At 45.9% G+C, this 25,831-nt stretch carries 26 protein-coding genes; 12 read left to right on the top strand and 14 right to left on the bottom strand.

Annotated features, from left to right (window positions below; genetic code table 11):
• Positions 1–30: 30 nt before the first annotated feature.
• The 4 genes from infB to ruvX form a co-directional block, all read right to left on the bottom strand.
• A complete protein-coding gene (gene infB / locus ACO1NU_RS16610) occupies positions 31–3,132 on the bottom strand; it encodes a translation initiation factor IF-2 (protein ID WP_448819615.1) in 3,102 nt (1,033 codons plus the stop codon).
• 84 nt (positions 3,133–3,216) lie between these two features.
• Positions 3,217–4,452, bottom strand: coding sequence for a transcription termination factor NusA (gene nusA / locus ACO1NU_RS16615; RefSeq protein ID WP_448819616.1), 1,236 nt, complete (start codon positions 4,450–4,452; stop codon positions 3,217–3,219).
• 2 nt (positions 4,453–4,454) lie between these two features.
• Positions 4,455–4,922, bottom strand: a complete 468-nt coding sequence (gene rimP / locus ACO1NU_RS16620) for a ribosome assembly cofactor RimP (RefSeq protein WP_448819617.1) — start codon at positions 4,920–4,922, stop codon at positions 4,455–4,457.
• 358 nt (positions 4,923–5,280) lie between these two features.
• Entirely contained in the window at positions 5,281–5,706 is a 426-nt protein-coding gene (ruvX, locus tag ACO1NU_RS16625) for a Holliday junction resolvase RuvX (protein ID WP_448819618.1), read from the bottom strand.
• Positions 5,707–5,777: 71 nt separating this feature from the next.
• On the opposite strand from ruvX, the gene ACO1NU_RS16630 reads away from it, so the two are divergent.
• The 7 genes from ACO1NU_RS16630 to def all read left to right on the top strand — a co-directional run bounded on the left by ACO1NU_RS16630 (position 5,778) and on the right by def (position 13,050).
• On the top strand, positions 5,778–6,923 hold the full coding sequence (locus tag ACO1NU_RS16630; RefSeq protein WP_448819619.1) for a DNA polymerase III subunit: 1,146 nt from the start codon (positions 5,778–5,780) through the stop codon (positions 6,921–6,923).
• Positions 6,924–8,441, top strand: a complete 1,518-nt coding sequence (gene ricT, locus ACO1NU_RS16635; protein ID WP_448819620.1) for a regulatory iron-sulfur-containing complex subunit RicT — start codon at positions 6,924–6,926, stop codon at positions 8,439–8,441.
• Positions 8,431–8,913 (top strand): gliding motility lipoprotein GldH, encoded by a 483-nt coding sequence (locus ACO1NU_RS16640; protein ID WP_448819621.1) that lies wholly within the window; start codon positions 8,431–8,433, stop codon positions 8,911–8,913. The genes ricT and ACO1NU_RS16640 overlap by 11 nt, the downstream gene beginning before the upstream one ends.
• A gap of 79 nt (positions 8,914–8,992) precedes the next feature.
• Positions 8,993–10,531, top strand: a complete 1,539-nt coding sequence (locus tag ACO1NU_RS16645; RefSeq protein WP_448819622.1) for a YifB family Mg chelatase-like AAA ATPase — start codon at positions 8,993–8,995, stop codon at positions 10,529–10,531.
• Between the two features lie 30 nt (positions 10,532–10,561).
• Complete coding sequence (msrA, locus tag ACO1NU_RS16650; RefSeq protein ID WP_448819623.1) at positions 10,562–11,200, top strand: peptide-methionine (S)-S-oxide reductase MsrA; 639 nt, start codon at positions 10,562–10,564, stop codon at positions 11,198–11,200.
• A gap of 30 nt (positions 11,201–11,230) precedes the next feature.
• On the top strand, positions 11,231–12,463 hold the full coding sequence (locus ACO1NU_RS16655; RefSeq protein ID WP_448819624.1) for a M16 family metallopeptidase: 1,233 nt from the start codon (positions 11,231–11,233) through the stop codon (positions 12,461–12,463).
• 17 nt (positions 12,464–12,480) lie between these two features.
• The gene (def, locus tag ACO1NU_RS16660) at positions 12,481–13,050 is read left to right on the top strand and encodes a peptide deformylase (protein WP_448819625.1); all 570 of its coding nucleotides are present in this window, start codon (positions 12,481–12,483) and stop codon (positions 13,048–13,050) included.
• 3 nt (positions 13,051–13,053) lie between these two features.
• On the opposite strand, the gene ACO1NU_RS16665 is transcribed toward def, so the two are convergent.
• The 3 genes from ACO1NU_RS16665 to ACO1NU_RS16675 all read right to left on the bottom strand — a co-directional run bounded on the left by ACO1NU_RS16665 (position 13,054) and on the right by ACO1NU_RS16675 (position 15,179).
• Positions 13,054–13,686, bottom strand: coding sequence for a hypothetical protein (locus ACO1NU_RS16665; protein WP_448819626.1), 633 nt, complete (start codon positions 13,684–13,686; stop codon positions 13,054–13,056).
• A 107-nt stretch (positions 13,687–13,793) separates the two neighbouring features.
• A complete protein-coding gene (locus ACO1NU_RS16670) occupies positions 13,794–14,072 on the bottom strand; it encodes a NifU family protein (RefSeq protein ID WP_448819627.1) in 279 nt (92 codons plus the stop codon).
• A 36-nt stretch (positions 14,073–14,108) separates the two neighbouring features.
• Entirely contained in the window at positions 14,109–15,179 is a 1,071-nt protein-coding gene (locus ACO1NU_RS16675) for an Mrp/NBP35 family ATP-binding protein (protein WP_448819628.1), read from the bottom strand.
• Positions 15,180–15,314: 135 nt separating this feature from the next.
• Here ACO1NU_RS16675 and ACO1NU_RS16680 point away from each other — a divergent pair, with 135 nt between their 5' ends.
• From ACO1NU_RS16680 to ACO1NU_RS16690, 3 genes are read left to right on the top strand one after another with little or no spacing between them, the layout of a single operon-like run.
• Positions 15,315–17,453, top strand: coding sequence for a transglycosylase domain-containing protein (locus tag ACO1NU_RS16680; protein ID WP_448819629.1), 2,139 nt, complete (start codon positions 15,315–15,317; stop codon positions 17,451–17,453).
• Between the two features lie 38 nt (positions 17,454–17,491).
• Positions 17,492–18,046: a hypoxanthine phosphoribosyltransferase gene (hpt, locus tag ACO1NU_RS16685; RefSeq protein WP_448819630.1), complete on the top strand. Its 555-nt coding sequence runs from the start codon at positions 17,492–17,494 to the stop codon at positions 18,044–18,046.
• Positions 18,047–18,085: 39 nt separating this feature from the next.
• Entirely contained in the window at positions 18,086–18,766 is a 681-nt protein-coding gene (locus tag ACO1NU_RS16690) for a phosphatidylserine decarboxylase family protein (RefSeq protein WP_448819631.1), read from the top strand.
• Positions 18,767–19,025: 259 nt separating this feature from the next.
• Here the strand turns inward: ACO1NU_RS16690 and rplS are convergent, their stop codons facing one another.
• The 4 genes from rplS to ACO1NU_RS16710 all read right to left on the bottom strand — a co-directional run bounded on the left by rplS (position 19,026) and on the right by ACO1NU_RS16710 (position 21,399).
• Complete coding sequence (gene rplS, locus ACO1NU_RS16695) at positions 19,026–19,379, bottom strand: 50S ribosomal protein L19 (RefSeq protein ID WP_448819632.1); 354 nt, start codon at positions 19,377–19,379, stop codon at positions 19,026–19,028.
• Positions 19,380–19,567: 188 nt separating this feature from the next.
• Positions 19,568–20,242: a tRNA (guanosine(37)-N1)-methyltransferase TrmD gene (gene trmD / locus ACO1NU_RS16700; protein ID WP_448819633.1), complete on the bottom strand. Its 675-nt coding sequence runs from the start codon at positions 20,240–20,242 to the stop codon at positions 19,568–19,570.
• 5 nt (positions 20,243–20,247) lie between these two features.
• Entirely contained in the window at positions 20,248–20,772 is a 525-nt protein-coding gene (gene rimM / locus ACO1NU_RS16705; protein WP_448819634.1) for a ribosome maturation factor RimM, read from the bottom strand.
• Between the two features lie 93 nt (positions 20,773–20,865).
• A complete protein-coding gene (locus ACO1NU_RS16710) occupies positions 20,866–21,399 on the bottom strand; it encodes a 30S ribosomal protein S16 (protein ID WP_448819635.1) in 534 nt (177 codons plus the stop codon).
• A gap of 249 nt (positions 21,400–21,648) precedes the next feature.
• On the opposite strand from ACO1NU_RS16710, the gene ACO1NU_RS16715 reads away from it, so the two are divergent.
• The gene (locus ACO1NU_RS16715) at positions 21,649–23,046 is read left to right on the top strand and encodes a PAS domain S-box protein (RefSeq protein WP_448819636.1); all 1,398 of its coding nucleotides are present in this window, start codon (positions 21,649–21,651) and stop codon (positions 23,044–23,046) included.
• On the opposite strand, the gene lpcA is transcribed toward ACO1NU_RS16715, so the two are convergent.
• The 3 genes from lpcA to ACO1NU_RS16730 form a co-directional block, all read right to left on the bottom strand.
• Positions 23,006–23,572 (bottom strand): D-sedoheptulose 7-phosphate isomerase, encoded by a 567-nt coding sequence (gene lpcA / locus ACO1NU_RS16720; RefSeq protein WP_448819637.1) that lies wholly within the window; start codon positions 23,570–23,572, stop codon positions 23,006–23,008. The two genes, ACO1NU_RS16715 and lpcA, sit on opposite strands and share 41 nt — an antisense overlap.
• A 22-nt stretch (positions 23,573–23,594) precedes the next feature.
• Positions 23,595–24,578, bottom strand: coding sequence for a 6-phosphofructokinase (gene pfkA, locus ACO1NU_RS16725; RefSeq protein WP_448819638.1), 984 nt, complete (start codon positions 24,576–24,578; stop codon positions 23,595–23,597).
• A 66-nt stretch (positions 24,579–24,644) separates the two neighbouring features.
• On the bottom strand, positions 24,645–25,409 hold the full coding sequence (locus ACO1NU_RS16730) for a biotin--[acetyl-CoA-carboxylase] ligase (RefSeq protein ID WP_448819639.1): 765 nt from the start codon (positions 25,407–25,409) through the stop codon (positions 24,645–24,647).
• Positions 25,410–25,450: 41 nt separating this feature from the next.
• Here ACO1NU_RS16730 and rsfS point away from each other — a divergent pair, with 41 nt between their 5' ends.
• The gene (gene rsfS / locus ACO1NU_RS16735; RefSeq protein ID WP_448819640.1) at positions 25,451–25,825 is read left to right on the top strand and encodes a ribosome silencing factor; all 375 of its coding nucleotides are present in this window, start codon (positions 25,451–25,453) and stop codon (positions 25,823–25,825) included.
• Positions 25,826–25,831 lie beyond the last annotated feature (6 nt).

A 25,831-nucleotide genomic window follows, 5' to 3' on the forward strand; every position in this document is an offset into this window, starting at 1 on the left:
TGTATATATGAATTCTATAAAGGAATTACCTTACAGTTTTCTCTTTACTTCAACATTTTCGTAAGCCTCAACGATATCGCCTTCTTTGATATCATTAAAGTTCTGGATGTTCAGACCACACTCGTAGCCTTTGGTAACTTCTTTCACGTCATCTTTATAACGTTTCAATGAAGCCAGCTCACCTGTGTAAACCACCACACCATCACGAACGATACGAACCTTGCTGTTTCTGGTGATCTTACCGTCGAGAACCATACATCCTGCGATAGTACCAACCTTGCTGATCTTAAAGGTCTCGCGGATCTCTACGTTCGCTACGATCTTCTCTTCAAACTCAGGAGCAAGCATACCTTCCATCGCAGCCTTCACTTCGTTGATAGCATCATAGATGATCGAGTACAGACGGATGTCGATTGCTTCCTGCTCAGCGAGCTTACGCGCACTTGCAGACGGGCGAACCTGGAAACCGATGATGATCGCATCAGAAGCAGAAGCCAGCAATACGTCTGATTCGGAAATCTGACCTACTGACTTGTGAATGATGTTCACCTGGATCTGCTCGGTAGACAACTTCAATAAAGAGTCGGATAACGCCTCAATAGATCCATCCACGTCACCTTTCACGATGATATTCAGTTCCTTGAAGTTTCCGATTGCCAAACGACGACCAATTTCATCAAGGGTAATGTGTTTCTGAGTACGAAGACCCTGCTCACGTTGTAACTGCAGACGTTTGTTTGCGATGTCACGTGCTTCACTTTCGCTCTCCATTGCGTTGAACTTGTCACCCGCAGTAGGAGCACCTGACATACCCAACACCTGAACCGGTGTTGATGGTCCTGCTTCAGTCACGCGCTGTCCGCGCTCATTGGTCAAGGCTTTTACACGACCGCTATAGCTTCCTGCCAGGATTGGATCTCCGACTTTCAGCGTACCAGCCTGTATTAAAACAGTTGTAACAATACCACGTCCCTTATCAAGGGCCGCCTCGATAACTGTACCTGTTGCTCTCTTATTTGGATTAGCTTTCAGATCAAGCAATTCTGCTTCCAGCAATACTTTCTCTAATAGCAGATCCACATTCAATCCAGTTTTACCTGAAATCTCCTGACTCTGATATTTACCACCCCAGTCTTCAACCAGAATGTTCATCTGAGAAAGCTGCTCACGCACCCGCTCGGTATTGGCACCAGGCTTATCTACCTTACTGAAGGCAAATACAATCGGAACACCTGCAGCCTGAGCGTGATTGATCGCTTCACGTGTCTGAGGCATCACACTATCGTCTGCCGCAATCACGATGATTGCAATATCAGTGATCTGCGCACCACGGGCACGCATCGCTGTAAAGGCTTCGTGACCCGGTGTATCCAGGAATGTTACCTTACGGCCGTCTTCCAGTGATACCGCATAAGCACCAATGTGCTGGGTAATACCACCAGCTTCACCACCGATTACGTTTGTCTTACGAATAAAGTCAAGCAATGAAGTCTTACCGTGATCCACGTGACCCATTACCGTAACGATAGGAGCACGAGGGATCAGATCAGCCGGATCGTCTTCGATCTCCAGACTGGCTTCTTCATCCTCTGGCTTAATAAATTCTACATTATATCCGAACTCATCAGCAACGATAGTCAGGGTTTCTGCATCCAAACGCTGGTTGATCGACACGAACATACCCAAACTCATACAAGTTGAGATGATCTGCGTCACCTGAACATCCATCATGCTGGCTAATTCATTTGCCGTAACAAATTCAGTAACCTTAAGCACCTTAGACTGCAGCTCTTTTTCCATTGCTGCCTCTTCGGCTGATTGAGCAACGTCATCACGTTTCTGACGGCGGAACTTAGCCCGCTGAGCAAACTTACCTGATTTACCTGCACCACTTAAGCGGGCAAGTGTTGCTTTAATCTGATCCTGGATTTCTTTTTCTGTTGGTTCCTCTTTAGGACCAGAAGAAGCTCCATGATTTCTTGAACCTCCTCTAAAGTCTGGTCTGGCACCTCCCTGATTTCTTGCACCTCCGCGGAAATCTGGTCTCGGACCAGTATGCGGCGCTGGAGCTGGACTGGCAGCACGAGGCTGTCCGGTTCCCTGCTGTCCCTGTCCTTGCTGGCCAGGGGCATCCTTACGTTTCCTTTTACGCTTATGATCGTTGTTGGCAGCACTTGACGAAGACGCAACAGGCTGATCCTTACGGCGCGGCGGCTGTTGTGCAGACAAGTCAATTTTACCGATCACGTTTGGTCCGGTAAGTCTTTGCGCTCTTGCTCGGATGACTTCGTCTTCCGGGGCATCTTCTGCCTTGGCACGTTGCTCTACGGGAGGAGCAGCTGGAGTTTCCATATTCTGAGTAGCAGAAGCAGCGGGTTGTGCTACTTCCTTATTTTCTTCTTTAACCGGTGCAGCAGCCTCTGGAGCAGGAGCAGCTTCTGCCTGTTTCTCAACAGGTGCAGGACTGACAACCGGCTCGGCTTTCGCTTTCACCTCTTCTGCCGGAGCAGCAGCCTTAGGCTCTTCTTTCACTGCCGGAGCTTCGACTACAGGCGTTTCCTGTTTAACTTCTTCCTTCACCACTTCCGGAGCTGCCTGTTTTGGTGCAGCTGGTTCCGGAGCTGCCGGTGCAGGCTCTGGCTTTGCAGCCTCAGGTGCTTTCGCTTCCTGCTTCGGTCTGCGGTTTAATGAATCAAGATCGATCTTACCAACCACCTTCACGCCCGAGATCTGTTTCTCTTCTTTCGGTGCTTCTGGTGCAGGTTTTTCTGCAGGGGCCTCTTTCGGTCTCTCCGCAGCTGGGGTATGCCCAAACGATGATCCTGTATTCTTTATAAGAATTTCTTCCTGTTCGAATTCCTTCTCTCTACGAGGTTCCTGTCTTTCTGGCGCCGGCGATGCAACATCGTCACGACGTATTTTACCTATAGCAATTTGCATTGCTTCCTCACGGACGATCTTGTCGCCCTTATGCTCCTGCAACAAAGCACCATACATTTCTTCTGAAAGCTTTGTATTGGGCTTTGCATCAACCTTAAAGCCTTTTTTGCTCAAAGATTCTACCGCAGTAGACAAACCAATATTAAGCTCCTTTGCAGCTTTTAGTAAATTTATACTTTTACCTTCTGACATTTAAAAAAATTACCTCAACAAAAATTTTAACAAAAATACGACATTTATCCCGTATTTAATAGAAGGAACCCGAAACAGTCTTACTTATTCAAATTCCGCTCTTAATATACTTAACACTTCTTTCACTGTACTATCTTCCAGATCGGTACGCTTTACCAGCTCTTCTACGCTTAACTCAAGCACAGATTTTGCAGTATCAAGACCTACCCGTTTGAACTCATCAATAATCCAGCCATCAATTTCATCTGAGAATTCCTCCAGATCCACATCTTCGTCATCAGCATCAGCCTCACGGTACACATCGATCTCATAACCAGTAAGTTTACCGGCCAGTTTGATATTGTGTCCGCCACGTCCGATGGCGAGAGAAACCTGATCTGGTTTCAGATATACAGCAGCACGCTTATCGGCATCATCAAGCTTGATCGTTGTGATCTTAGCCGGACTTAATGCACGCTGAATGTATAGAGACGCATTGTTGGTGAAATTGATCACGTCAATGTTCTCATTTTTCAGTTCTCTTACGATACCATGAATACGTGAACCTTTCATACCTACGCAGGCACCTACCGGATCGATACGATCGTCGTAAGATTCTACCGCAACCTTTGCTCTTTCTCCCGGCTCACGAACGATCTTCTTGATCGTAATCAATCCGTCGAAGATCTCAGGAACTTCCAGTTCAAACAGGCGCTGAAGGAAATCAGGTGCAGTACGTGAAATGATGATCTTTGGATTGGTGTTCATCATATCCACCTTTAGAACCACGGCTCTTACAGTATCACCCTTCTTGAAGTAATCAGCAGGAATCTGCTCCGTTTTTGGAAGCAACAATTCATTGCCTTCATCATCAAGAACCAGCGTTTCTTTCTTCCATACCTGATAAACTTCGCCGGTTATGATTTCACCAACGCGGTCTTTATACTTACGGAAGATCTCATCTTTCTCTAATTCAAGAACTTTTGAAACCAGAGTTTGTCTGGCTGCCAGAATAGCACGACGGCCAAATGTCTCCAACTGGATCTGCTCAATAAAGTCGTCGCCAACTTCCAGCTCCGGATCAATCTTGTGTGCATCTGCCAACTCAATTTCCAGGTCATCATCTTCTGAAAAACCGTCTTCCATTACAGTACGGGTTCTCCAGATTTCAAGGTCACCATTATCCGGGTTCACAATCACGTCACAGTTCTCATCCGTTCCGTACTTTTTACGGATCATACTCCTGAACACTTCTTCCAATACACTGATGACGGTAGGACGGTCAATGTTCTTAAATTCTTTAAATTCCTGAAAAGAATCAATTAAATTGATATTGCTCATTTCTACTTAAATGAAATTAAAACCTTTGTTTCTGTTATCTGGTCAAAGGGAATGAAGTTCTGTTCCAGAACGGCTTTCTTACCTTTTTCCTTTATGCTTTCTTCAATTAAAATACCCTCTTCTTGTACTTCCAGAAGCTTGCCTTCTCTTTTATTAGGCTCTTCTGCAAGTTTAACGGAGAGGCTGCGACCAACATTCTTCTGGTACTGCCTAGGTGTGCTGAGCGGATAATCAAGACCCGGAGATGAAACCTCCAGATGATAAGCCTGCTCAATTACATTTTCCTCTTCCAGATGAAATCCTACTGTTCTGCTTACCGCAGCACAATCTGCTATTCCGATGCCATTATCTCCGTCCATCAGAATGATGAGCCTTCCATTCGGGTGCATCTTTATATCGACTATAAAGAGATCCGGACGGTCAGCTATTTTCTCTTCAACTAATTCTCGTACCCTTTGCTCTATATTCATAACTACCGGTAAAAGAAAAGAGGGGACATACTGCCCCCTCTTTCGATTTAGGCAAATATAGTGATAATTCTAGATTTTGCAAACAGTAATACGACAAATGCTTTATTACTAATGAGTTTTGCCACAACCGGACATCACCACGACAACCATTGGCTATCCCTGCTGATACTATAAGGGATCTCATGCAACATACCACCTTAGGGTAGCCTTATCCATGCAGCTGCATTCCTGCCACCTTACACCCACGTTGCAGCCACGTTCTTACGCAAAAAGGTGGCTGCAACGTGGCATCACCGTGGGATGACCCTGGCTTCACCTATAACGTGGTCAGAGACTGCTACCTGATATCTACCCGCCATTAGTCCCTTCGGAGGTACCTTTGTTCCATCCAGGACTGGAGGATAATAGTAGCCGAAACCGTATCGATCAAACTTTTGCTCTGACGGTCGCTCTTTTTCAGTCCGCTCTGTGCTATCGCAGCCGAGGCCATCTTAGAGGTAAAGCGCTCATCGATCTTTTCGACAGGTATGGCGGGAAATGCTTTTTTGAGAATGGTAATAAAGCCTTTTACGTGTGGTGCCGATTGCGAAGCCGTCCCATCCATCTGGCGAGGTTCACCTACCACAAAGAGCTCCACTTGTTCCGTTTGCATATAGTTCTTCAGGAAATCCACTACGTCCTTGGGGTGGATGGTCGTTAATCCGGTTGCAATGATCTGCAAAGGGTCGGTAACGGCTACCCCAACTCTCTTGGTACCGTAATCAAATGCTATTATTCTACCCATCGCACAAAGCTATCGATTTTTAAAGGCTCCGGGATATTCTCATATTTCATATCTATTTCTTAATTTGCACGATGCTGTTTAGTGAAATTGTAGGACAGAAAGACATTAAGCGTCAGTTGATTCGAACCGTTGCAGAGCAAAGGATAAGTCACGCACGTTTATTTCTCGGCCCGGAAGGATCCGGAAGCCTCGCCCTCGCTGTTGCCTATGCGCAGTATATTTCATGCGAAAACCGCCAGCCCGAAGACAGTTGCGGGGAGTGCTCCTCGTGCAGGAAGTACAACCGGCTGATCCATCCGGACCTTCATTTTTCCTATCCTTTTTTCGCCAAGCATAAGGAAGATACCGCACTCTCCTTCATCGAAGAGTGGCGGGAGGCTTTCATCAGGAACCCTTATCTGAACCTGGATGAGTGGCGCCTGCAGCTTGACGCAGATAATAAACAGGCGAATATCAACATCGCCGAGTGCCACCAGATCATCCGGAAACTCAGCATGAAGCCCTTTGAATCGGAATTCAAGGTACTCATCATGTGGCTGCCCGAATATCTGGATAAAGAGGGAAACACCTTACTGAAGATAATCGAGGAACCTCCTCAGAAAACGCTCTTCCTGCTTGTGGCACAGAATCAGGATCAGATCCTGAACACCATCCTGTCGAGAACGCAATTGCTTAAGATCAACCGTCTGAGCGATGAAGATGTGAGACAACACCTCATTGACAAGGTACATGTACCGGCACTGCAGGCGGAGAGGATCTCCTATCTCAGCGAGGGAAGTGTACAGATGGCTATTCAGCTGAGCCGCGAGGAAAACGACAATACCTTTGGCCGCTTTACGGAATGGCTGAGGAACAGCTTCGGGAACAAGGGACTTCAACTCATTGAATTTTCGGAGTCGGCTTCGAAATGGGGGAGGGAGAACCAAAAGAACTTCCTGCGTTACGGGTCGAAATTGCTGCGGGAAGTCATGATGGTACTTTCAGGTGCCGAAAACCTGATCCATCTGCCAGAGAACGAAAAAGAATTTGTTGTCAAGTTCAGTCGTTCTGTCGACTTAAACAAAACGGAGGCCCTGATTTCGGAAATCGAGAAGGCCCATTATCATATTGAGCGTAATGCGAACCCTAAAATTTTATTTTTAGACGTATCTTTGCAATTTACGAGAATTCTGAAGTTTAATACGCTCCCCAAGGGGACTCACTATATATATCAATAAATGGGATGTGGATCATGTTCAACTGGCGGTGGCTGCACGCCGGCAGGTTGCAAAAGTAATGGCTCGTGCCTCACGGGCGGATGCAGCAAATTAGATGTTTACGATTGGTTGGCCCATATGGACCTCCCAACTAACTATAAGCCTTTCAATATCATCGAAGTTAAGTTCAAAGGATCAAGAAAGGATTTTTACATTAACCATGAGCATGCGTACCTGGAAATGGGCGACCTGGTTGTTGTGGAAACAACTACCGGCGGTTACGACATAGGCCATGTTTCGCTTACCGGCGAACTGGTCAGGATGCAGATCAAAAAGAAGCACCAGAAGCTGGACGATATTACACGTAAGGTGATCAGAAGAGCGACGCCTGCTGATGTAGACAAATGGAAGGCTGCCAAAGACATGGAATGGGAGACGATGCACAAGGCACGTACTCTTGCGCTGAATCTCGGTCTTTCTATGAAGATCAGTGATGTAGACTACCAGGGTGAAAAAACCAAAGCTACTTTTTACTATACTGCCGAAGGGCGTGTTGATTTTCGTGAGCTGATCAAGAAGATGGCGGAAAGTTTCCGCATTCGTATTGAGATGCGCCAGATCGGAATGAGACAGGAAGCCAGCAGATTAGGTGGACTGGGATCATGCGGCCGCGAATTATGCTGCAGCACCTGGCTGACGGACTTCAAAACGGTGTCTACCTCTGCCGCACGTTATCAGAACCTTTCTTTGAACACCCTGAAATTGGCGGGTCAGTGCGGTAAGCTCAAATGTTGTCTAAACTATGAGCTGGATACCTATATGGATGCACTGAAAGACATTCCGGATGACGTAGACAGGTTGGAAACGGTTATTGGAATGGCACGTCTGCAAAAGACCGATATTTTCAGGAAGCTGATGTGGTTCAGCTACCCTAACCAGGAGAACTGGATTCCGATCGAGATCTCAAGGGTAAAGGAAATTCAGAAATTAAATAAAGAGGGTATTAAGCCTGAGGACCTTAAAGACGAGGCAGCAGACCTTGAACCGGTTCAGCCTACCAAGGTATTCGACTACGAGAACGTAGTGGGCCAGGATAGCATTACCCGTCTGGATGAACGCCAGAACAATAAAAAGAAGAAAAAACGTACGAATAAGGGCAAGCCGAAACCGGAGGGTGCTGCTGTGGCTCCGGCAACTGCAGCTCAGCCTGCGAGACCTCCTCGTCCGGCCGGAAACAACCAGAGAAGAGAGCAGAATGCTGCTGCTCCTCAGCCAGCGAACAATTCCAGAAGGGAGCAGAACCCAGGTGCGCCTGCTGCAAACAATCAGAGAAAAGAGCAAAACACACCTGCTAATCCAGAAGCAAGGAATCAGAGGCGTGAACAGCATGCTGCTACTCAGGCTGCAAACAGTCAGAAACGTGAGCAGAATGCCGCGGCCCAGGCTGAAAAGGGGGAACCCGGAAACAAGAAGCCTCAGGGAAACCGCCATTTCAGAAGGAATAAACCCAGCAACAAGCCTAAACCCAATGCAGAATAAGTACCGGCATTTATTTACCGCAATACTTTTGCTATGTATAGGCTTGCAAAGCTGCCAGGAGAATGCGATTGTCGATGTGAACTTACCCGTCGACAATCGCTCATGGTCTTATGCGGACAAGATCCGTGTTCCGGTGATCGTTGAGGATCCGTCGAAGGCCTATAATCTCTATCTGAACTTGCGCCATACGTCGGAATATAAGTACTCCAATATGTTTGTCCTCATACACCAGTCGGCGACCGGCTATGAGAAGATCACAGAGCGCAAGGAGTTCAAGCTTGCTTATCCGGACGGTGAATGGCTGGGAAGCGGAGCAGGCAACTTCTACTCTTACCAGCTGATCTTCAGGAAGGGCTATAAATTCCCGGCAAAGGGGACCTATATTTTTGAAATTGAACAGAATATGCGTGACAATCCGCTCCCGGAAGTCACAGATGTGGGGCTGCGTATAGCGCCTGCAGAGGAAAATTAAAATTCTTCTTCATTGTGACAGCTGTCACTTTTCATGCAGATGCAAGCGCGTAGATTTACGAGGCTTATCCAATTAGCCGATGCCCATCAAAACCTTTTCAAGTGCCGTCTTTGGAATAGAGGCAACCGCCATTACCATTGAAGTAAACATCACAAGCGGCACCCGCTATTATATTGTGGGACTGCCGGATACTGCAGTACGAGAAAGCCTGTTGCGGATTGAAAGCGCGATATGCACTTCCGGTTACCGCATGCCGAGACAGAAGATCCTGGTGAATATGGCGCCTGCCGACATTCGCAAGGAAGGTTCATCTTTTGACCTGGCCATTGCGGTGGCTATCCTCTGCGCTTCGGAACAGATCGACGCCACGCGCATCAGCGAATATATGATCCTGGGCGAGCTGTCGCTTGATGGCACGATACAGCCTGTGAAAGGTGCTTTGCCGGTGTCCATACAGGCGAGGAAAGAAGGCTTCAAGGGGCTCATCGTTCCGCTGTGCAATGCCAGGGAGGCGGCCATTGTGAATGATATTGAAGTCTTGGGTGTAAAGACCCTGACCGAAGTACTTGAGTTCTTCAAGGGTACTCAGAATATAAAGCCAACGATTGTCGACACCCGGGATGAGTTCTACTCGAATATATCCAATTATCCTACTGATTTCTCAGATGTGAAGGGTCAGGAGAACATTAAGCGGGCGCTGGAAATTGCTGCTGCAGGTGGGCATAATGCTATTTTGATCGGTCCGCCGGGCTCAGGTAAGACCATGCTGGCCAAGAGGTTGCCGAGCATCCTTCCGCCGCTGAACCTGCAGGAGGCTCTGGAAACCACCAAGATACACTCTGTGGCTGGCAAGCTGGCTGCGGCCGACTCCCTCATGACGGCAAGACCCTTCCGATCGCCACACCACACGATCAGCGACGTAGCACTGGTAGGTGGAGGAGCAAACCCACAGCCTGGTGAAATATCGCTGTCGCATAATGGTGTACTTTTCCTCGATGAGTTGCCCGAGTTTAAGCGCTCCGTGCTGGAGGTGATGCGTCAGCCGCTGGAAGAGCGGAGGGTGACGGTTTCGAGGGCCAGACTATCGGTCGACTATCCCGCAAGCTTCATGCTCATTGCCTCGATGAACCCTTGCCCCTGCGGCTTTTACAACCATCCTGAGAAAGAATGCAGCTGCCCGCCCGGCGCTGTCCAGAAGTATCTGAGCAAAGTATCAGGACCACTGCTCGACCGTATTGACCTTCATGTGGAGGTCACGCCCGTAAACTTCACCGATCTCTCTTCAGAATACAAGTCGGAGAGCAGTGCCGACATACGCGATCGGGTGATCCAGGCACGGGAACTGCAGAGTCTCCGTTTCGGTGAGAGCCGGGATGTTTATTGCAATGCGCAGATGAGCTCCAAGATGGTGCGGGAGATCTGCCGGATTAACGAGGCGGGGCAATTACTTCTGAAGCGGGCGATGGAGAAGCTGGGGCTTTCGGCTCGCGCGTATGACCGCATTCTGAAAGTTTCGCGCACCATTGCAGACCTGGCAGGATCTGAAGATATCCGGATTGAGCATCTGGCGGAAGCCATCCATTACAGAAGCCTCGACCGGGATGGATGGGCCGGATAATGTTTTGATCCTGTTTACGTTAATGAATACATGAACAGCATTAAACTGGTAATTGCAAGCTTCACGATGTGCATGCTAATGGCATGCAACTTATCGGGGCAGCAAAAGGGAACGAAAGAAGTAAACATAAAGGGGGAAAAGACCAGGTCTATAGCAGCATTCGCGGAAGGATGCTTCTGGTGTTCAGAACATATTTTCGAAGAGTTGGCGGGCATTGATTCTGCCGTGTCGGGCTATGCCGGAGGGCATACTAAAAATCCTACCTATGAGGAAGTATGCAGAGAAACGACGGGACATGCTGAGACCGTGCTGGTGTATTACAACCCTAAAGTGATCAGCTATGAGCAGCTGCTCGAAGCTTTCTTCAGCTCTCATGATCCCACTACATTAAACAGGCAGGGGCCGGATGAGGGACCATCCTACCGATCAGCCATCTTCTATGCGAACGAAGAGCAGGAAAAGCTGGCCATCGAGGCCATAAAGAAGTGGACACCCAAATTTGAAATGCCTATCGTGACCGAGGTGGCTCCTCTGAAGGCCTTTTACCGGGCGGAGGAGTATCATCAGAACTATACTAGCGAGAATCCCTTTGATTCGTACGTGAGGGCTGTTTCCTTACCCAGGTTTGACAAGTTTCAGCGAGCCTGCAAACTGAAAATGAAAGACTAGGCATTTTATTTTCTTACCTTTGCCTTTTAAATGGATTACGAGGTCTTCACATTGCCAAACGGCATTCGCTTATTATTTAAGCCTTCTACTTCTTCTGTATCACATGCCTGCATTGTCATCAATACCGGGTCGAGAGATGAGCCGGAAGGCAAGGATGGCCTGGCACATTTCATCGAGCATCTGTTGTTTAAAAAGACGGAGAAGCGGAGCACGGGACAGATTCTGAACTACCTGGAAGCTGTAGGAGGTGATTTAAACGCCTACACGACCAAGGAATACACGTGTATCCACGCATCTATTCTAAATCCCTATTTGCGGAAGGCGCTGGACTTGTTTGAGGATCTGGTATTTCATTCCTTGTTTCCTATAAAGGAGATGGATAAGGAAAAGGGTGTCGTCCTGGATGAAATTGCATCTTACCAGGACCAGCCTGAAGAGGCTATTCAGGATGACTTTGAGGATCTTCTTTTCTCCGGTCATGCATTAGGACGCAATATCCTGGGAACACCGGAGTCGGTGGCTGCCTTTGAACAAGAGGATATATTTTCCTTCCTGAAGGCGAACTACAATACCGAAGAGATCGTGATCGGGGTGAACGGCAACTACACATCGAAGGAGATCAGCAGGCTATTTACGACTTTGTTTGATAAAGTTCCCGCAAACCTGAATAAGCCTGAGAGGACCGCTCCGCAGTATAGTCCCGTAACACGCTCTGTAGAGAAAGCTATCGCGCAAACGCATTGCGTGATCGGCAACCAGGCCTATTCCATATATGATGAGAAGAAAACAGGACTACTGCTTTTAAATAACATCCTGGGTGGCAATGGAATGAGTTCTTTGCTCAACCTGACCATTCGCGAAAAGTACGGTATCGCCTACACCATTGAGTCGAACTACACACCCATGTGTGACAGTGGGATCTTCTCTATTTACTTTGGCACCGACGCTGAAAAGTCTGACCGCGCATTGAAGCTGGTACACAAGCAGCTGAGGTTATTGCGCGAGAATAAGATGAGCGAGCTGACACTCGATCGTGCGAAGAAGAAAATCAATGGGCAGATCGCCCTGGGTGAGGATAACAGAATGGGCCTTATTATCGGCATGTGTAAAAGCCTGATCGATCATCGTCGTGCAGAATCCCTCGAAGAGATTTTCGCCAGGATTAATGCCATTAGTCCCGCCCATATCCTCGAGATAGCAAATGAAATCTTTGATCCGGCCAAGATCAGCACACTTACTTTTGTGCCGAACGAGGCTGAATAATTTATTAATTTTATAGTATGAAATTACCAATAGTAGCATACGGTGATCCTGTCCTGAGGAAAAAGGCTGAGGATATCCCTAAGGATTACCCTGAGCTGCAGGATCTTATCTCGAACATGTTCGAGACCATGTATAATGCGAGCGGCGTAGGACTGGCAGCCCCTCAGGTTGGACTACCTATCCGCCTGTTTGTGATTGATCTTTCGGACAAGGAGGAGCCCGGCTACGAGAGTTTCAAAAAGGTGTTTATTAACGCCGAGATCCTGGAGGAAAAAGGAGTGTTATGGGATTTCAACGAAGGCTGCCTGAGCATTCCCGATATCCGGGAGGATGTAAGACGCCTGGATACAGTGGTGATCTCTTATTACGACGAGAACTGGGTACATCATGAGGAAACATTTGATGGCATGGGTGCACGTGTGATCCAACATGAGTATGATCACATCGAAGGAAAGCTTTTTACCGATAAACTGAGTCCGCTTAGAAGAGCCATGCTGAACAGCAGATTTGAGGCTATCAAGAAAGGAGCTGTTAAGGTCGATTACAAGATGAAGTTCCCTCAGGCTCCAAAAGGCAAGAAGAGGTAAGGTCTAGTTGCCCTTGTTCTTATCTCCGTTGATGATTTGCTGAATAAAGGAACCCCAGGCAAATGGATTTAAGAGCGGATTAGCCATCCGCTGATTAATGGCCTTGTTGGTCAGCGCGATATGATTGTTCTGGAAGTTAACGCCTCTCATCTCCTGCCCGTCGCGGGGAAGGTCACGCGCCATAGCTAATAATGAAGAACGGGCAACGTTCTTTTTGGCAATTTCCAGGTCATCGTCTGCAAACTTCATTGACATGAACTCTTTAGTAAACTCATCGACACTGGCCCAGGGCAATACTGATACCATAGGGAGGTTTACCACTACAGGCTTCATTTTGACGACAACTGTATAACTCTTCTCTCCTTCCATGTCGGGAATGACCAGCGCTTCGCGCCGGTAACCTACAGCACTGAAAACAACTGTGTCGCCCTGAGAAGCAACGAAAGAGAAATAGCCCTGAAAGTTTGCTGAAACGGTTTTGTTCCTGTTTGTTTTGTTGGTAACGGTAACATAGGGAACCACTACATTGGAATCGACGTTATATATTATACCTGAAAATTGCACAAGAGGCTTCTCCTGGGCTTCTGCAAAACCAGTGATAAATATCAAAATCCATGCAGTGATTAATAGTCTCATCAGCGTAAACCTATCAATAATTATGCTACTATTTAGTTAAATTCTGTTAAAAACCAAAAAAGCGAAACATGTTACATGATTCGCTTTTTTGATTAAGGATATACGGTTTATCGTGATACGTTCGGCATCACGGCATTGGGGTCGTCCATATCTGTCAGGTTAACCGCCTCGATTCCTTCGATCTCAGGAACAGATCTTTTTATCGCCTGTTCGATACCGGCCTTTAAAGTCATCAGACTCATGGGGCAAGAACCACATGCACCTAACAAGCGAAGCTTCACGATATTTTCAGGAGTTATTTCTTCCACTGAGACATTGCCACCGTCTGCTTCCAGATACGGCCGAATGCTATCTAACGCACTTTCCACTCTTTGCAACAAATCCATAATAATATTTTTATAAAATTACACAATAATCTCCAATTACACCGAAGCTGGCTTTGCGTTATGTATGGCAACCTGCTGTGCCACCCGTTCAGCCACTTCCAGGAAGGCTGCTGACATTGGGTTTTCATCCTGCATGATCACCGGTTCACCACCGTCGCCTGCTTCACTGATGGATTGTACCAATGGGATCTCTCCCAGGAACGGAACATCAAATTTATCGGAAAGGGACTTTCCGCCGCCTTTTCCAAAGATATAATATTTATTTTCAGGAAGTTCCGCAGGCGTGAAATAGGACATATTTTCAACAATTCCGAGTACCGGAACATTGATGGCGTTCATCATGAACATGCCGATTCCTTTCTTCGTATCTGCAAGAGCTACTTTCTGAGGGGTAGTGACGATCACTGCTCCGGCAACCGGATAGGTTTGTGCCAGGGTAATATGGATGTCGCCGGTACCTGGAGGAAGGTCAACCACGAGATAGTCGAGATCGCCCCAATCAGCATCATTGAACAGCTGCTTCACGGCGTTTGATGCCATAGGTCCTCTCCATGGAATAGGTTGCTCCGGATCGGTAAAGAAGCCTATAGACAAGAGCTTTATTCCGTATTTCTCAATTGGCTGAATGCGGGTCTTGCCTTCAGGCGTTTGAATAGCTTCGGGCTTTGCATCTTCTACACCAAACATAATGGGAATAGACGGTCCGTATATGTCTGCGTCGATAAGTCCTACGCGGGCACCCTTCTTCGCCAGTCCTAAGGCGATATTGGCTGATACCGTAGACTTTCCTACACCACCTTTCCCTGATGCGACAACAATGATGTTGCTGATATTGCTGAGTGGCTGATTCTTCTGAGCGGTTACGCGGGAAGTCATCTTTACGTCCACCTTAACATCCGGGCTTATAAAGTGCATGATCGCGTTGCGGCAGGCATTTTCGATTAGGCCTTTAAGCGGACATGCAGGAGTTGTAAGAATAACCGTGAATGTAAGATGGTCGCCTTCAATAATTATATCTTCAATCATGTTCAGGGTTACCAGATCTTTTTTAAGATCTGGCTCTTCGACATGACTTAAGGCATGTAATACCTTTTCCTTTGTAATCATCTGATGAATATTAAAAAACAAAATTAATGAAACCTGCCCGCTTAACTGCCTGTTTCTTTATGTTTTTACAGATATTTACACTTTAGAAACTAATCGTTTGGATTGACGTTTTCTAAAAGTGTCTAAATTTTAAATATGTCCGGATACATGCGTATTCCTACGAATTATAGAAAGTACTTGAAGATCACCGGTATTGTTCTGCTCATCCTGCTGGTCATTGCCGGAATCCTTGGCGCCATCGCCTACTCCAAAAGGGAAAGTCTCCTACAACAGGTTGTTGCCAGAGCGAAAGAAAAGGCAAAAAGAGACTATAATTTAAACCTCACTATTAAGAATCCACGGTTTGAAGGACTGCGGACCATCGCTTTTACGGACGTTTCTATTGTTCCGGAAAACAGGGACAGTCTGCTCTCGGTGCAGGATCTGCATGTGGGGGTAAAACTGATGCCTCTGCTGTTTGGAGACATCAAGTTGTTAGGCCTTCAGGTGAATAATGCGAAAATCCAGCTTATCAAACGGGATACGGTACGCAATTACGATTTCCTCTTCCGGAAGAAGAAACGAACCTCCGAAGAGAAGGGGAAAGCCGACTATGCGGAACTGGCAAATAACCTGCTCAATCAGCTTCTGTATAAGATTCCTGATGAAATGGACGTGAAGAACTTCCGGCTGAGCATTATCAGGGATGAAGAACAGCTGTCGTTCCATACCACTTCCGCAAGTATTGATGGCGGAGAGCTGAAGTCGACCATTCTGGTAAACGGAAATGAGTCTGTATGGCACGTAGACGGGGAGGTGGATGCAGACGACAAGAAGCTGGACATTAAGCTTTACGCCGACAATAAGAAGGTGGAGCTTCCGATGCTGGAGAAGAAGCTGGGCGGCAAGATCAACTTCGATACGGTGTACACACAGCTGAAGAACACCCGGAAAAAGGGTGACGAGTTTCATATCTACGGCTCATGGGCGATCAGGAACCTGCTGATTAACCATCCGCGGATCGCGGCGAATGATATCATTGTGCCCAGCGGATCGATAGATGCAGATGTGCTGATCGGTAAGGATTTTCTGGCGATTGACAGCTCTTCTGTGATCCACCTGAAGAATATTCAAGCCAATCCGTATATCAAGTACACCATGGGAAAGAACAAGAGCTATGCCCTAAAGCTGAAAACCGGCGATATGGATGCTCAGGAATTTTTCAACTCTTTTCCAATCGGCTTATTCGAGTCGCTTGAAGGAATCCAGGTAGAGGGTAAGCTTCGGTATGAGATGGCTTTCTTCCTGGACACGCGCAGACCGGACAGCGTCCAGTTTAGCTCGTCGATGAACCCTTCAGGCTTTAAGATCGTCAAATGGGGCAAGACCAACCTGGCGAAGATAAACAGCCCATTTGTGTACACGCCTTATGAGTATGGCAAGCCGATGCGCGACATCATAGTAGGGCCTGAGAACCCCGATTATACACCTATAGACCAGATATCACCTAATTTGCGGAATGCCCTTCTTACGGCAGAGGATCCATCCTTCTACTCACATAATGGCTTCGTGGAGATGTCTATCAAGCGTTCCATTGCCACGAACTTTAAGGAAAAGGCCTTTAAGAGAGGCGGGAGTACGATATCGATGCAGCTGGTAAAAAACGTATTCCTCATCAGGCAAAAGACCCTTGCACGAAAAATTGAGGAGATGCTAATTGTGTGGCTCATTGAAAATAACCGGATCTCGACGAAGAAAAGAATGTTTGAAGTGTACCTCAATATTATTGAATGGGGCCGCAACGTATACGGCATTGGTGAGGCTGCGCGCTACTACTTCAGCAAGCATCCTTCTGAACTTACGATTGGGGAAGGAATCTACCTCGCCAGCATAGTACCGAAGCCTAAGTCTTCTTTATATTACTTTACCCATGATGGAAGTCTGCGAACGAGTCTGCGGGGATATTTCAAGCTTATCGGCAACCTGATGGCCCAGCGGGGATATACATCGCGGGATACAAACGCTTACGGCTTTTATGGGGTACGCGTAAGAGAGGCCTTACGGCCCAAGGCACCGGTTGTCGACTCTGTAGAAGTTGACTCACTTTTTGAGGCGGAGGATGACATGGAAGGAGGAGACCTGCTGCGGGACATATTCAAGATCCAGAAAGCAGATACAGTAAAAACTGTTGCAGACCGGACGAAAGAGATAAACAAGGATACTACTCTGACAAGGTCCGAGAAGAGGAGATTGAAGAGGGAGTTGAAGCGGCAGGCAAAAGAGGCAGGTAACTAAATACCGTTTCTATCGTAGAATGAAGTCAAAATAACCACATGAAGATTGAAATAGAAGACAAAGAATTTACCTGCTTTCTTGAATATGAACAGATAAAGAAGCGGACCCGGCTACTGGCGATCCAGATGAATGTTGATTATGACGGTAAGCTGCCTGTAGTTATCGCGGTATTAAACGGCAGCTTTTTGTTCATGGCAGACCTCATGAAGGAAGTGAGCATACCTGTTGAGATCGCATTTGTGAAGCTATCATCTTACCATGGAGGAGAATCCACTTCCGGAACTGTTAAGAAAATGATCGGCCTGGAGATTGACCTAAAAGGCAGGGACGTGATTATTGTTGAAGACATCGTCGATACCGGCATCACCTTATCCTACCTGCTGGAACAGGTGAGAGAACAGCAACCAGCCTCTGTCGCGGTAGCCACACTTCTTATTAAACCAGATTCTTTGCAGCGCGAATTTGATGAGATTGCCTATGTAGGATTTGAGATAAACAATGAATTCGTAGTAGGTTATGGTCTTGATTATAAAGGTTTGGGAAGGAACTTGAGGGATATCTACCGGGCAATTTCTGTTCCGTCGGAAACTTAATTACATTTTTAGCATATTTGCGGTTAAAATTGAGTTTAAATGACAATCCACAAAGAAGGCTATACGTCAATAGCGCTTTCCATTCTGCTGATTTTTATAATGAACGCCGTTGCTCACTATTACTGGCCGGATCTAAGCATATTGAAGTGGATTATCTATATCCTGTCGGTTTTGATCTTTGTTACGGTGCTGCAGTTCTTCAGGCATCCAACAAGAAGGACCATTGTAAATACCGAGCATATTATATGCCCTGCCGATGGGAAAGTCGTTGTAATAGAGGAAACGCAGGAAAATGAATACTTCCAGGACCGTCGTTTACAGGTATCTATTTTCATGTCGCCTATTAATGTGCACGTTAACCGTAATCCAATTTCGGGTATCGTGAAGTATTTCAAATATCATCCCGGAAAATATTTGGTAGCCTGGGACCCGAAGTCGTCTACAGATAACGAGCGTACGACAACGGTAGTTGAACATGAAACCGGCATTGAAATACTATACAGACAAATTGCCGGCGCTTTGGCGCGGAGGATTGTGTGGTATGTAAAAGAAGGCGATCAGGTACAGCAGGGTGAACAATTCGGATTCATCAAATTCGGTTCCCGGGTGGATGTTTATCTTCCGCTTGGAACGGATGTTAAGGTGAGCCTGGGACAGGTTGTAACCGGTGGAATCACCGTGTTGGCAGACGTTACTAAAACAACTGAAGTAGAAGGTTAAAAGACATTCAGAGCACCGGGAGACATTCCGACCTCAGAAGCTCACAGGAGCAATATAAACGCAACACAAGAGCTGGGTGAATTCCACCAGGCTCTCAAATCAGAAGTTCTTAAAAAGGCTTAAAAGAGCAAACAGCGCAGTTTGCTCTTTTAAGCCTTTTTCTTTTTAAGGGATGATAGAGAATCCGGACGAGATGATAGGACAAAAAAAATCCCGATCATCAAGGAGATGATCGGGATTTACAATTTCTTTAAGTGAATTACTTAGCTACTCTCTTAGATTTGATTCTAGCAGCCTTACCAGTTAATGCACGTAGGTAGAACAATTTGGCTCTGCGAACTTTACCAACGTTGTGAACCTCTATTTTTGCAATGTTAGGTGAGTTGATTGGGAATATACGCTCAACACCAACACCATTAGACATTTTTCTTACAGTGAAGGTTTCGTTGTTACCAACGCTATTGCGTTGAAGAACAACTCCCTGATAGATCTGGATACGCTCTTTATTTCCTTCGCGGATTTTATAGTGAACGCTTACTGTATCGCCAGATTTGAATGCAGGCACTTCTTTCCTGGCTACAGCCTGCTCTTCAACAAATTTAACTAAATCCATGATTTTATTTATTAAACGGCATTAAACCTTAATATCCGCCCCTTTTTTCGGAGTGCAATATTAGGTATAATAATTAACATTTGAAAGAATGATTTTCAAATAATTGCAAAAAATTCAAATCAGTCATTTTCCTTAGCTCCGAATAGTATATGACTGATCATAAGATATTTCGGTTTTTAGATCCCTGTTCATTCCAAAAGATCGGGACGACGCTTCATTGTACGTTCTAAAGCTCTTTCATGCCTCCAGTTGTTGATCTTTGCCTGGTCGCCGCTCAAGAGTATATCGGGGACGCGAATACCCCTCCACTCCGCCGGGCGGGTATAAATGGGTGCATCGAGCAACTCACCCTGAAAGGAATCAGACAATGCAGAAGTTTCGTCAGACAGAACGCCGGGAATAAGGCGCACGATAGAGTCAACGAGTACAGCTGCGGGAAGTTCACCACCAGAGAGGACATAGTCACCTATAGAAATCTCCTTAGTCACGAACAAATCCCGAATTCTCTGATCAATACCTTTATAGTGACCGCACAGGATCATGATGTTCTCTCCTAAAGACAGCTGGTTGGCAATGGTCTGATTTAAAGTCTCACCGTCGGGCGTCATAAAAATCACCTCGTCGTACTTCCGTTCAGCCTGCAGCTTCTCAATACAGGCAGCAAAAGGCTCAATGGACATAACCATGCCGCTTCCTCCCCCGTATGGGTAATCATCTACATTCTTGTGCTTGTTGCTAGAGTAGTCCCGTAGGTTATGCACGTAAATCTCAGCTATGCCTTTCTTCTGTGCACGCTGCAAGATGGAATGGGCAAAAGGGCTTTCGAGCAAACCGGGAAGCACTGATATGATATCGAATCTCATTATTCTTAGCTTAGATAAACGTCCAGCAGCCCGTCGGGCAACTTCACATGAAGAGCAGATTCATCTTCGTCAATTGATTCGATCAGGTCATCATTCAAAGGGAACATGATCTCTCTGAACTTATATGATACTACGGCGATGAATTGCTGCGGATACTCATGCACCTCGATGATCTCTCCGAGTTCTCCGAGTTTCTCATCATAGGCGATATAACCTTTGAGATCGGTATAATAGAATTCATCATCTTCTCTTTCGGGCTTCTTGGAAAGAGGCAGATAGAGCTTCTTTTTCAGGAGCTTCTCAGCCTTCTCTATCACGTCGATATCTTCGAAGTAGAAATAGCCGGTAGAGTTTGCATGCAGCTTATAGGTTGAAACAAAAAAGGGAATGAGCTTCTTGTTTATTTCGATGAATACGGAATCGAGTTCGAGATCTTCGTAATCATCAAACTCGAAGTACACCTGCACTTCACCTTTGAGACCTTTGGTTTTGGTAATATATCCGATGTAAAAGCTTTCTTCTAAGGTCATAGTCTTGAAATGAAAATGTCACTTCAACAGACAGTTCCACGTTGTACGCGATTCTGTCTGTCAAAATGACATTTGATGTTTTTAAAAGAAAAACTATTCAGCGCTTTCAGGAGCTTCTTCAGATGCAGTCTCTTCAGAAACTACTTCTTCAGCTACTTCTTCTGCAGGAGGAGTATTTTTAGCAGCTATTGCAGCAGCTCTTTCTTCCTTTTTCTTCGCTTCAGCAACTAGAGCAGCTTTTTTAGCAGCTTCTTTAGTCTGAGTTGAGCTCTCTTTTTTACCAAGGGCTTTCTCTTCTTTGCTTTGAACCCACTCGTTGAATTTAGCTTCAGCTTGTTCAGCGGTTAAAGCACCTTTCTTTACACCACCGTTCAGGTGTTTCATATAAAGAACACCTTTATCTGAAAGAAGTGTACGAACGGTATCAGTAGGCTGAGCGCCTTTGTTGATCCAGTCTAATGCTTTTTCAAAGTTCAGGTCAATTGTCGCAGGGTTGGTGTTTGGGTTGTAAGAACCTACACGTTCGATAAAACGTCCATCTCTTGGTGCACGTGAATCTGCCACTACTACATAATAAAAAGGCTTACCTTTTTTACCATGTCTTTGCAATCTAATTTTAGTTGCCATTTTTTTAATTTATATTTATGTATACAACATAGTTCCCGGAGTATCCTTCTGCGGGGTCGCAAAGATAGTAATATAAGACTATATTTAAAACATATTACGTTGTTTTTTAGGCTACAAGGCCTGGCTACAGTAGAACTAACCAAAAAAAGAAACCTCAGCCAGGCGCATTATAGCTGTTTGCTCTGTATAAGAATAGTGATTAATAGGTATTAGGGAAAAGTTAAGTCAGAGGAACTAACAATATAAGGTATGGATTCGCGCGAATTTGAGACACTGGCAGCAGTTTTGGATAATTTAAAAGATGCTATTTCAAGCTTCGATGTTATCCGGCAGAAACACATCTATGTCAACCGGCGATATAATGAAATATTCAACGCCTCCCCAGAGGAGCTGGAGGCCCAGCCTTTCAAGTGGCGAACAACGGTTCATCCGGACGACTATGACTATGTGTACCGGGAAACGCAGCGTTTGTATCAGAAGGAAAGCATTGAGCTTGAATTCCGGATCGTTGTAGACGGCAAGATCCGATGGATCAGCGACCGAAAGTCTCCTGTGCTGGATTCAAGGGGGCAACTGTTTGCAGTTTCCGGCATCACGACCGACATTACAGAGAAGAAACAGGCAGAACTTGAACTGAAGCATTCTGAATATACATACAGGTACCTTTTCTTAAACAATCCTAATCCTTTATGGATATATGACCGGGAGACGCTGGCCTTCCTTGCCGTGAACAATACAGCTATTACGGAGTACGGATATACGGAGGAGGAATTTCTTTCCATGAAAATTACCGATATCCGACCACCCGACGATGTACCGCGGCTTTTGGAAGCGGTTCGTGATGTGGAGAAGAAGCATAGCCGGACCGAGGGATGGAAACACCGTACCAAAGATGGAAAGATTCTGGACGTGATCATATCGGGTCATGGGATTATCTACAATCACCGCGAATGTGAGATCATTATGGTACACAACGTAACGGAGATGATGAAGGCGCGGGAAGAGATGATCATTGCCAAGACAAACCTGGATGCTTCGATCGATAACATTGACAACATCATCTGGTCTATTGACCGGGAATACAGGCTGCTTTCCGCTAACAAAGCATTCAGAAACATGCTCAAGAGCAAGTATAACGTCGATGTTGAACTCGGCCGCTCAATTCTTATTCCTGTAGTCGATCAGTCGAGCGTAGACAGATGGAAATTGTTCTTCGACAGAGCACTTGCCGGTGAGGTGGTTGTTTTCAAGACAAAGATCTTTGACTCAGCAAATACGCACGAGATCAAGATGTATCCTATCTATCTTGATGACCGGATTATTGGGGTAGTAAGCCAGGGACGAGATGTACAGGAGGCATTAGACGAAGCATTACGCACGCAGAAGCAAAATGAAGAATTAAGAGAGATTGTGGAACTCGCTTCACATGATATTCGCGGGCCTGTTGCCTCATTGATGGGGATTGTACCTATGTTTAACGCATTGCAACCGCATGATCCGTTCAACGCTGAGATCATTAACCATGTCAGGAACCTGGCTCTTCAACTGGACGGAGTGCTACATAAGATTGTTGACAAAAGCTATATGCTTCAGCAGGAAAACGATGCTATAGATGGCGCTCGACAAAATCGATCAACGAGTGGATGACTTTGATGTGGATCTCCTGCACCCGGTCGGCGAACTCCGATTTCGGTGCGCGGATTTCTACATCACAGAGACTGGCTATCTTACCTCCATCCTTTCCGGTGAGTCCGATCACCTTCATTCCCCGCTCTTTCGCAGCATGAACTGCGTTCAAAACATTCTCTGAATTCCCACTGGTACTGATCGCCAGCAGGACGTCGCCCCGGCTACCTATGGCTTCGACCATTCGCGAGAAGATGTAGGCATAACCATAATCATTGGCCACACAGGAGATGTGTGAAGGATCTGAAATGGAGAGCGCTGCAAGAGCTTTACGATCGTGTCTGTAGCGACCGCTCAGTTCTTCAGCAAAATGCATCGCGTCACACATAGACCCCCCATTGCCACAAGACAATACCTTGTTACCCGATGCCATCGCATCGGATAACAAACGTCCTGCAGCTTCAATTTTCTGAAAGTTGGTATCGTCGTTTAAAAAAGTACTTAGGACCGATTGGGCCTCCAGAAAATGCTGCTTAACTGATTCCATTAGTAGTTAACCTATCTGGCGGCTATAGTGAAAGTATATTTACAATCTTAAGAAGTCTTGGGTCTGCTTCTGAAAGATGCTTAACGGCATTATAGAACGGCGTATAGTGAATATTATGGTTTACAAGACCAACCATCATACTTTTTCTTCCATTGAGCAGGGCTTCAACCGCTGCAACTCCAAGCCGGCTTGCCAATACACGATCCATACAGCTAGGTCTTCCTCCACGTTGGATATGTCCAAGAATAGAAAGTCTGGTGTCGTAATTCGGGAACCTCTGTTTGATCAGTTCGGCAATTTCAAATCCACCGATCTCATCGCCTTCTGCAACAATAATAATCTTAGAGGACTTGTCCTTACGGCCACTTGCCAGCCTGGTGAACAACTGATCGATATTGGTACGCGACTCAGGTATGAGGATTGCTTCAGCACCTACACCGATACCGCTTCTAAGGGCTATCAGTCCGGAGTCTTTTCCCATTACTTCCACGATAAACAGCCTGTCGTGAGACTCAGCGGTATCCCTGATCTTATCAACAGCATCGATAACGGTATTGATGGCTGTATCATATCCGATGGTAAAATCTGTACCGATCAAATCGTTATCTATCGTTCCAGGCATGCCGATAACGGGAATATCGAACTCTTTAGCGAATATATTGGCACCCGTAAAAGTACCTTCCCCGCCTATTGCAACAAGGGCGTCGATGTTGTTTTTCTTCAGATTATCATATGCCTGCTGACGACCTTCTTTGGTATAGAACGCATCGCTTCTGGCAGTTTTTAGGATAGTTCCGCCACGCTGGATGATGTTAGCAACGGACTTTCTGTTCATCGGGATGAACTCACCACTAATAAGGCCTTCAAACCCCCTCATGATACCCGTTACCTGAATATCATAGAACAGCGAGGTTCTCACAACTGAGCGGATTGCCGCGTTCATTCCGGGTGCATCACCTCCTGAGGTAAATACCCCGATATTCTTAATTGTATTCTTCTCCATCATTGTATCCTAAATTCGCCCAAAGTTTTGATCTTTTTTTGGCATTGTAAAATTTTTTGCGATAATAAGTCAAATATATTTAAGCTCGCGGAAACCGAAATGATCTATACCCTCCTCTGTTCTGAGCTCTAGCAAGCCGCTTTCCAGCACTCCCGTGATCTCTCCGAGAAAGGCTTTTCCGTCTCTTTCAAATTTGGATAGGGTGTTCAAACGGTAAAGGCTAGATTGATATTCCATGTGTAAGGGCTCAAATTCGGCGTTTTTAAGCTGACAGTATCTCTTCTCTATTGCGGCACAAAACTGCTTCAGCATGTCAGTAAGGCTAAACTGCTTACCGGCAACGACAGACATAGAGGTAATATTCTTGATACCGTCAACAAACACGTCCTGGTTTACATTCAATCCAATACCAACAATCGCATGTTTCCATTGTTTACCGCGCACCATATTCTCAATAAGGACTCCTCCTAGCTTGCGGTCGCCAAAAAATACATCATTTGGCCACTTAATCTTAGTTTCTGAGCCAATAAAAGAGCACAGAACATCGTTAATAGCTAAGCTTACAGCCATGTTGAGATAAAACTGCTGTGAAAGCTGTAGAAACGAAGGAGAAAATAGAATGCTGAATGTTAAATTTTTACCTGCCTGGCTTATCCATTTATTGTCGAACTGCCCACGGCCCGCAAACTGCTCTTCTGCCATAATAACAGTTCCTTCTGGCAGTGGCTTAGATTTTGCCAATTGTTTCTTTAGATAATCATTTGTAGAATCAATGCGCTTTAATGAGACAATATTTTGACCGACAAATAATCCTGAAAATGTGTTATTTTGCAAAGCGTTAATTGACTAATTTTAGCCAAACATAATTTTTTTTAATGATAAAAAACCAAGGACGTAATGAATCCGCTTACATTTCTGAGCTAGCTATATTCGGCATTCAGGAAAAAAAAGGAAACGAGATTGTGAGACTGGATTTAAGAAATATTCATAGTTCTGTGGCGGATTATTTCGTCATCTGCCATGCAGAGTCAAGCACCCAGGTTAGGGCAATCACCAGAAGTATCGAAGAAGAGGTTTATAAGGTTACAGGAGAATGGCCGGCCCGGGTTGAGGGTCTTGAATATGGCGAATGGATTCTCCTGGACTATGTAGATGTCGTGGTTCATGTTTTCAAAACTGATAAACGTGAGTATTACGGTATTGAAGATCTGTGGGGAGATGCTGAGACAGTGCACTATCAGAGTGCATAAAAACTA

The sequence above is a fragment of the Arcticibacter sp. genome (genome assembly GCF_053551015.1).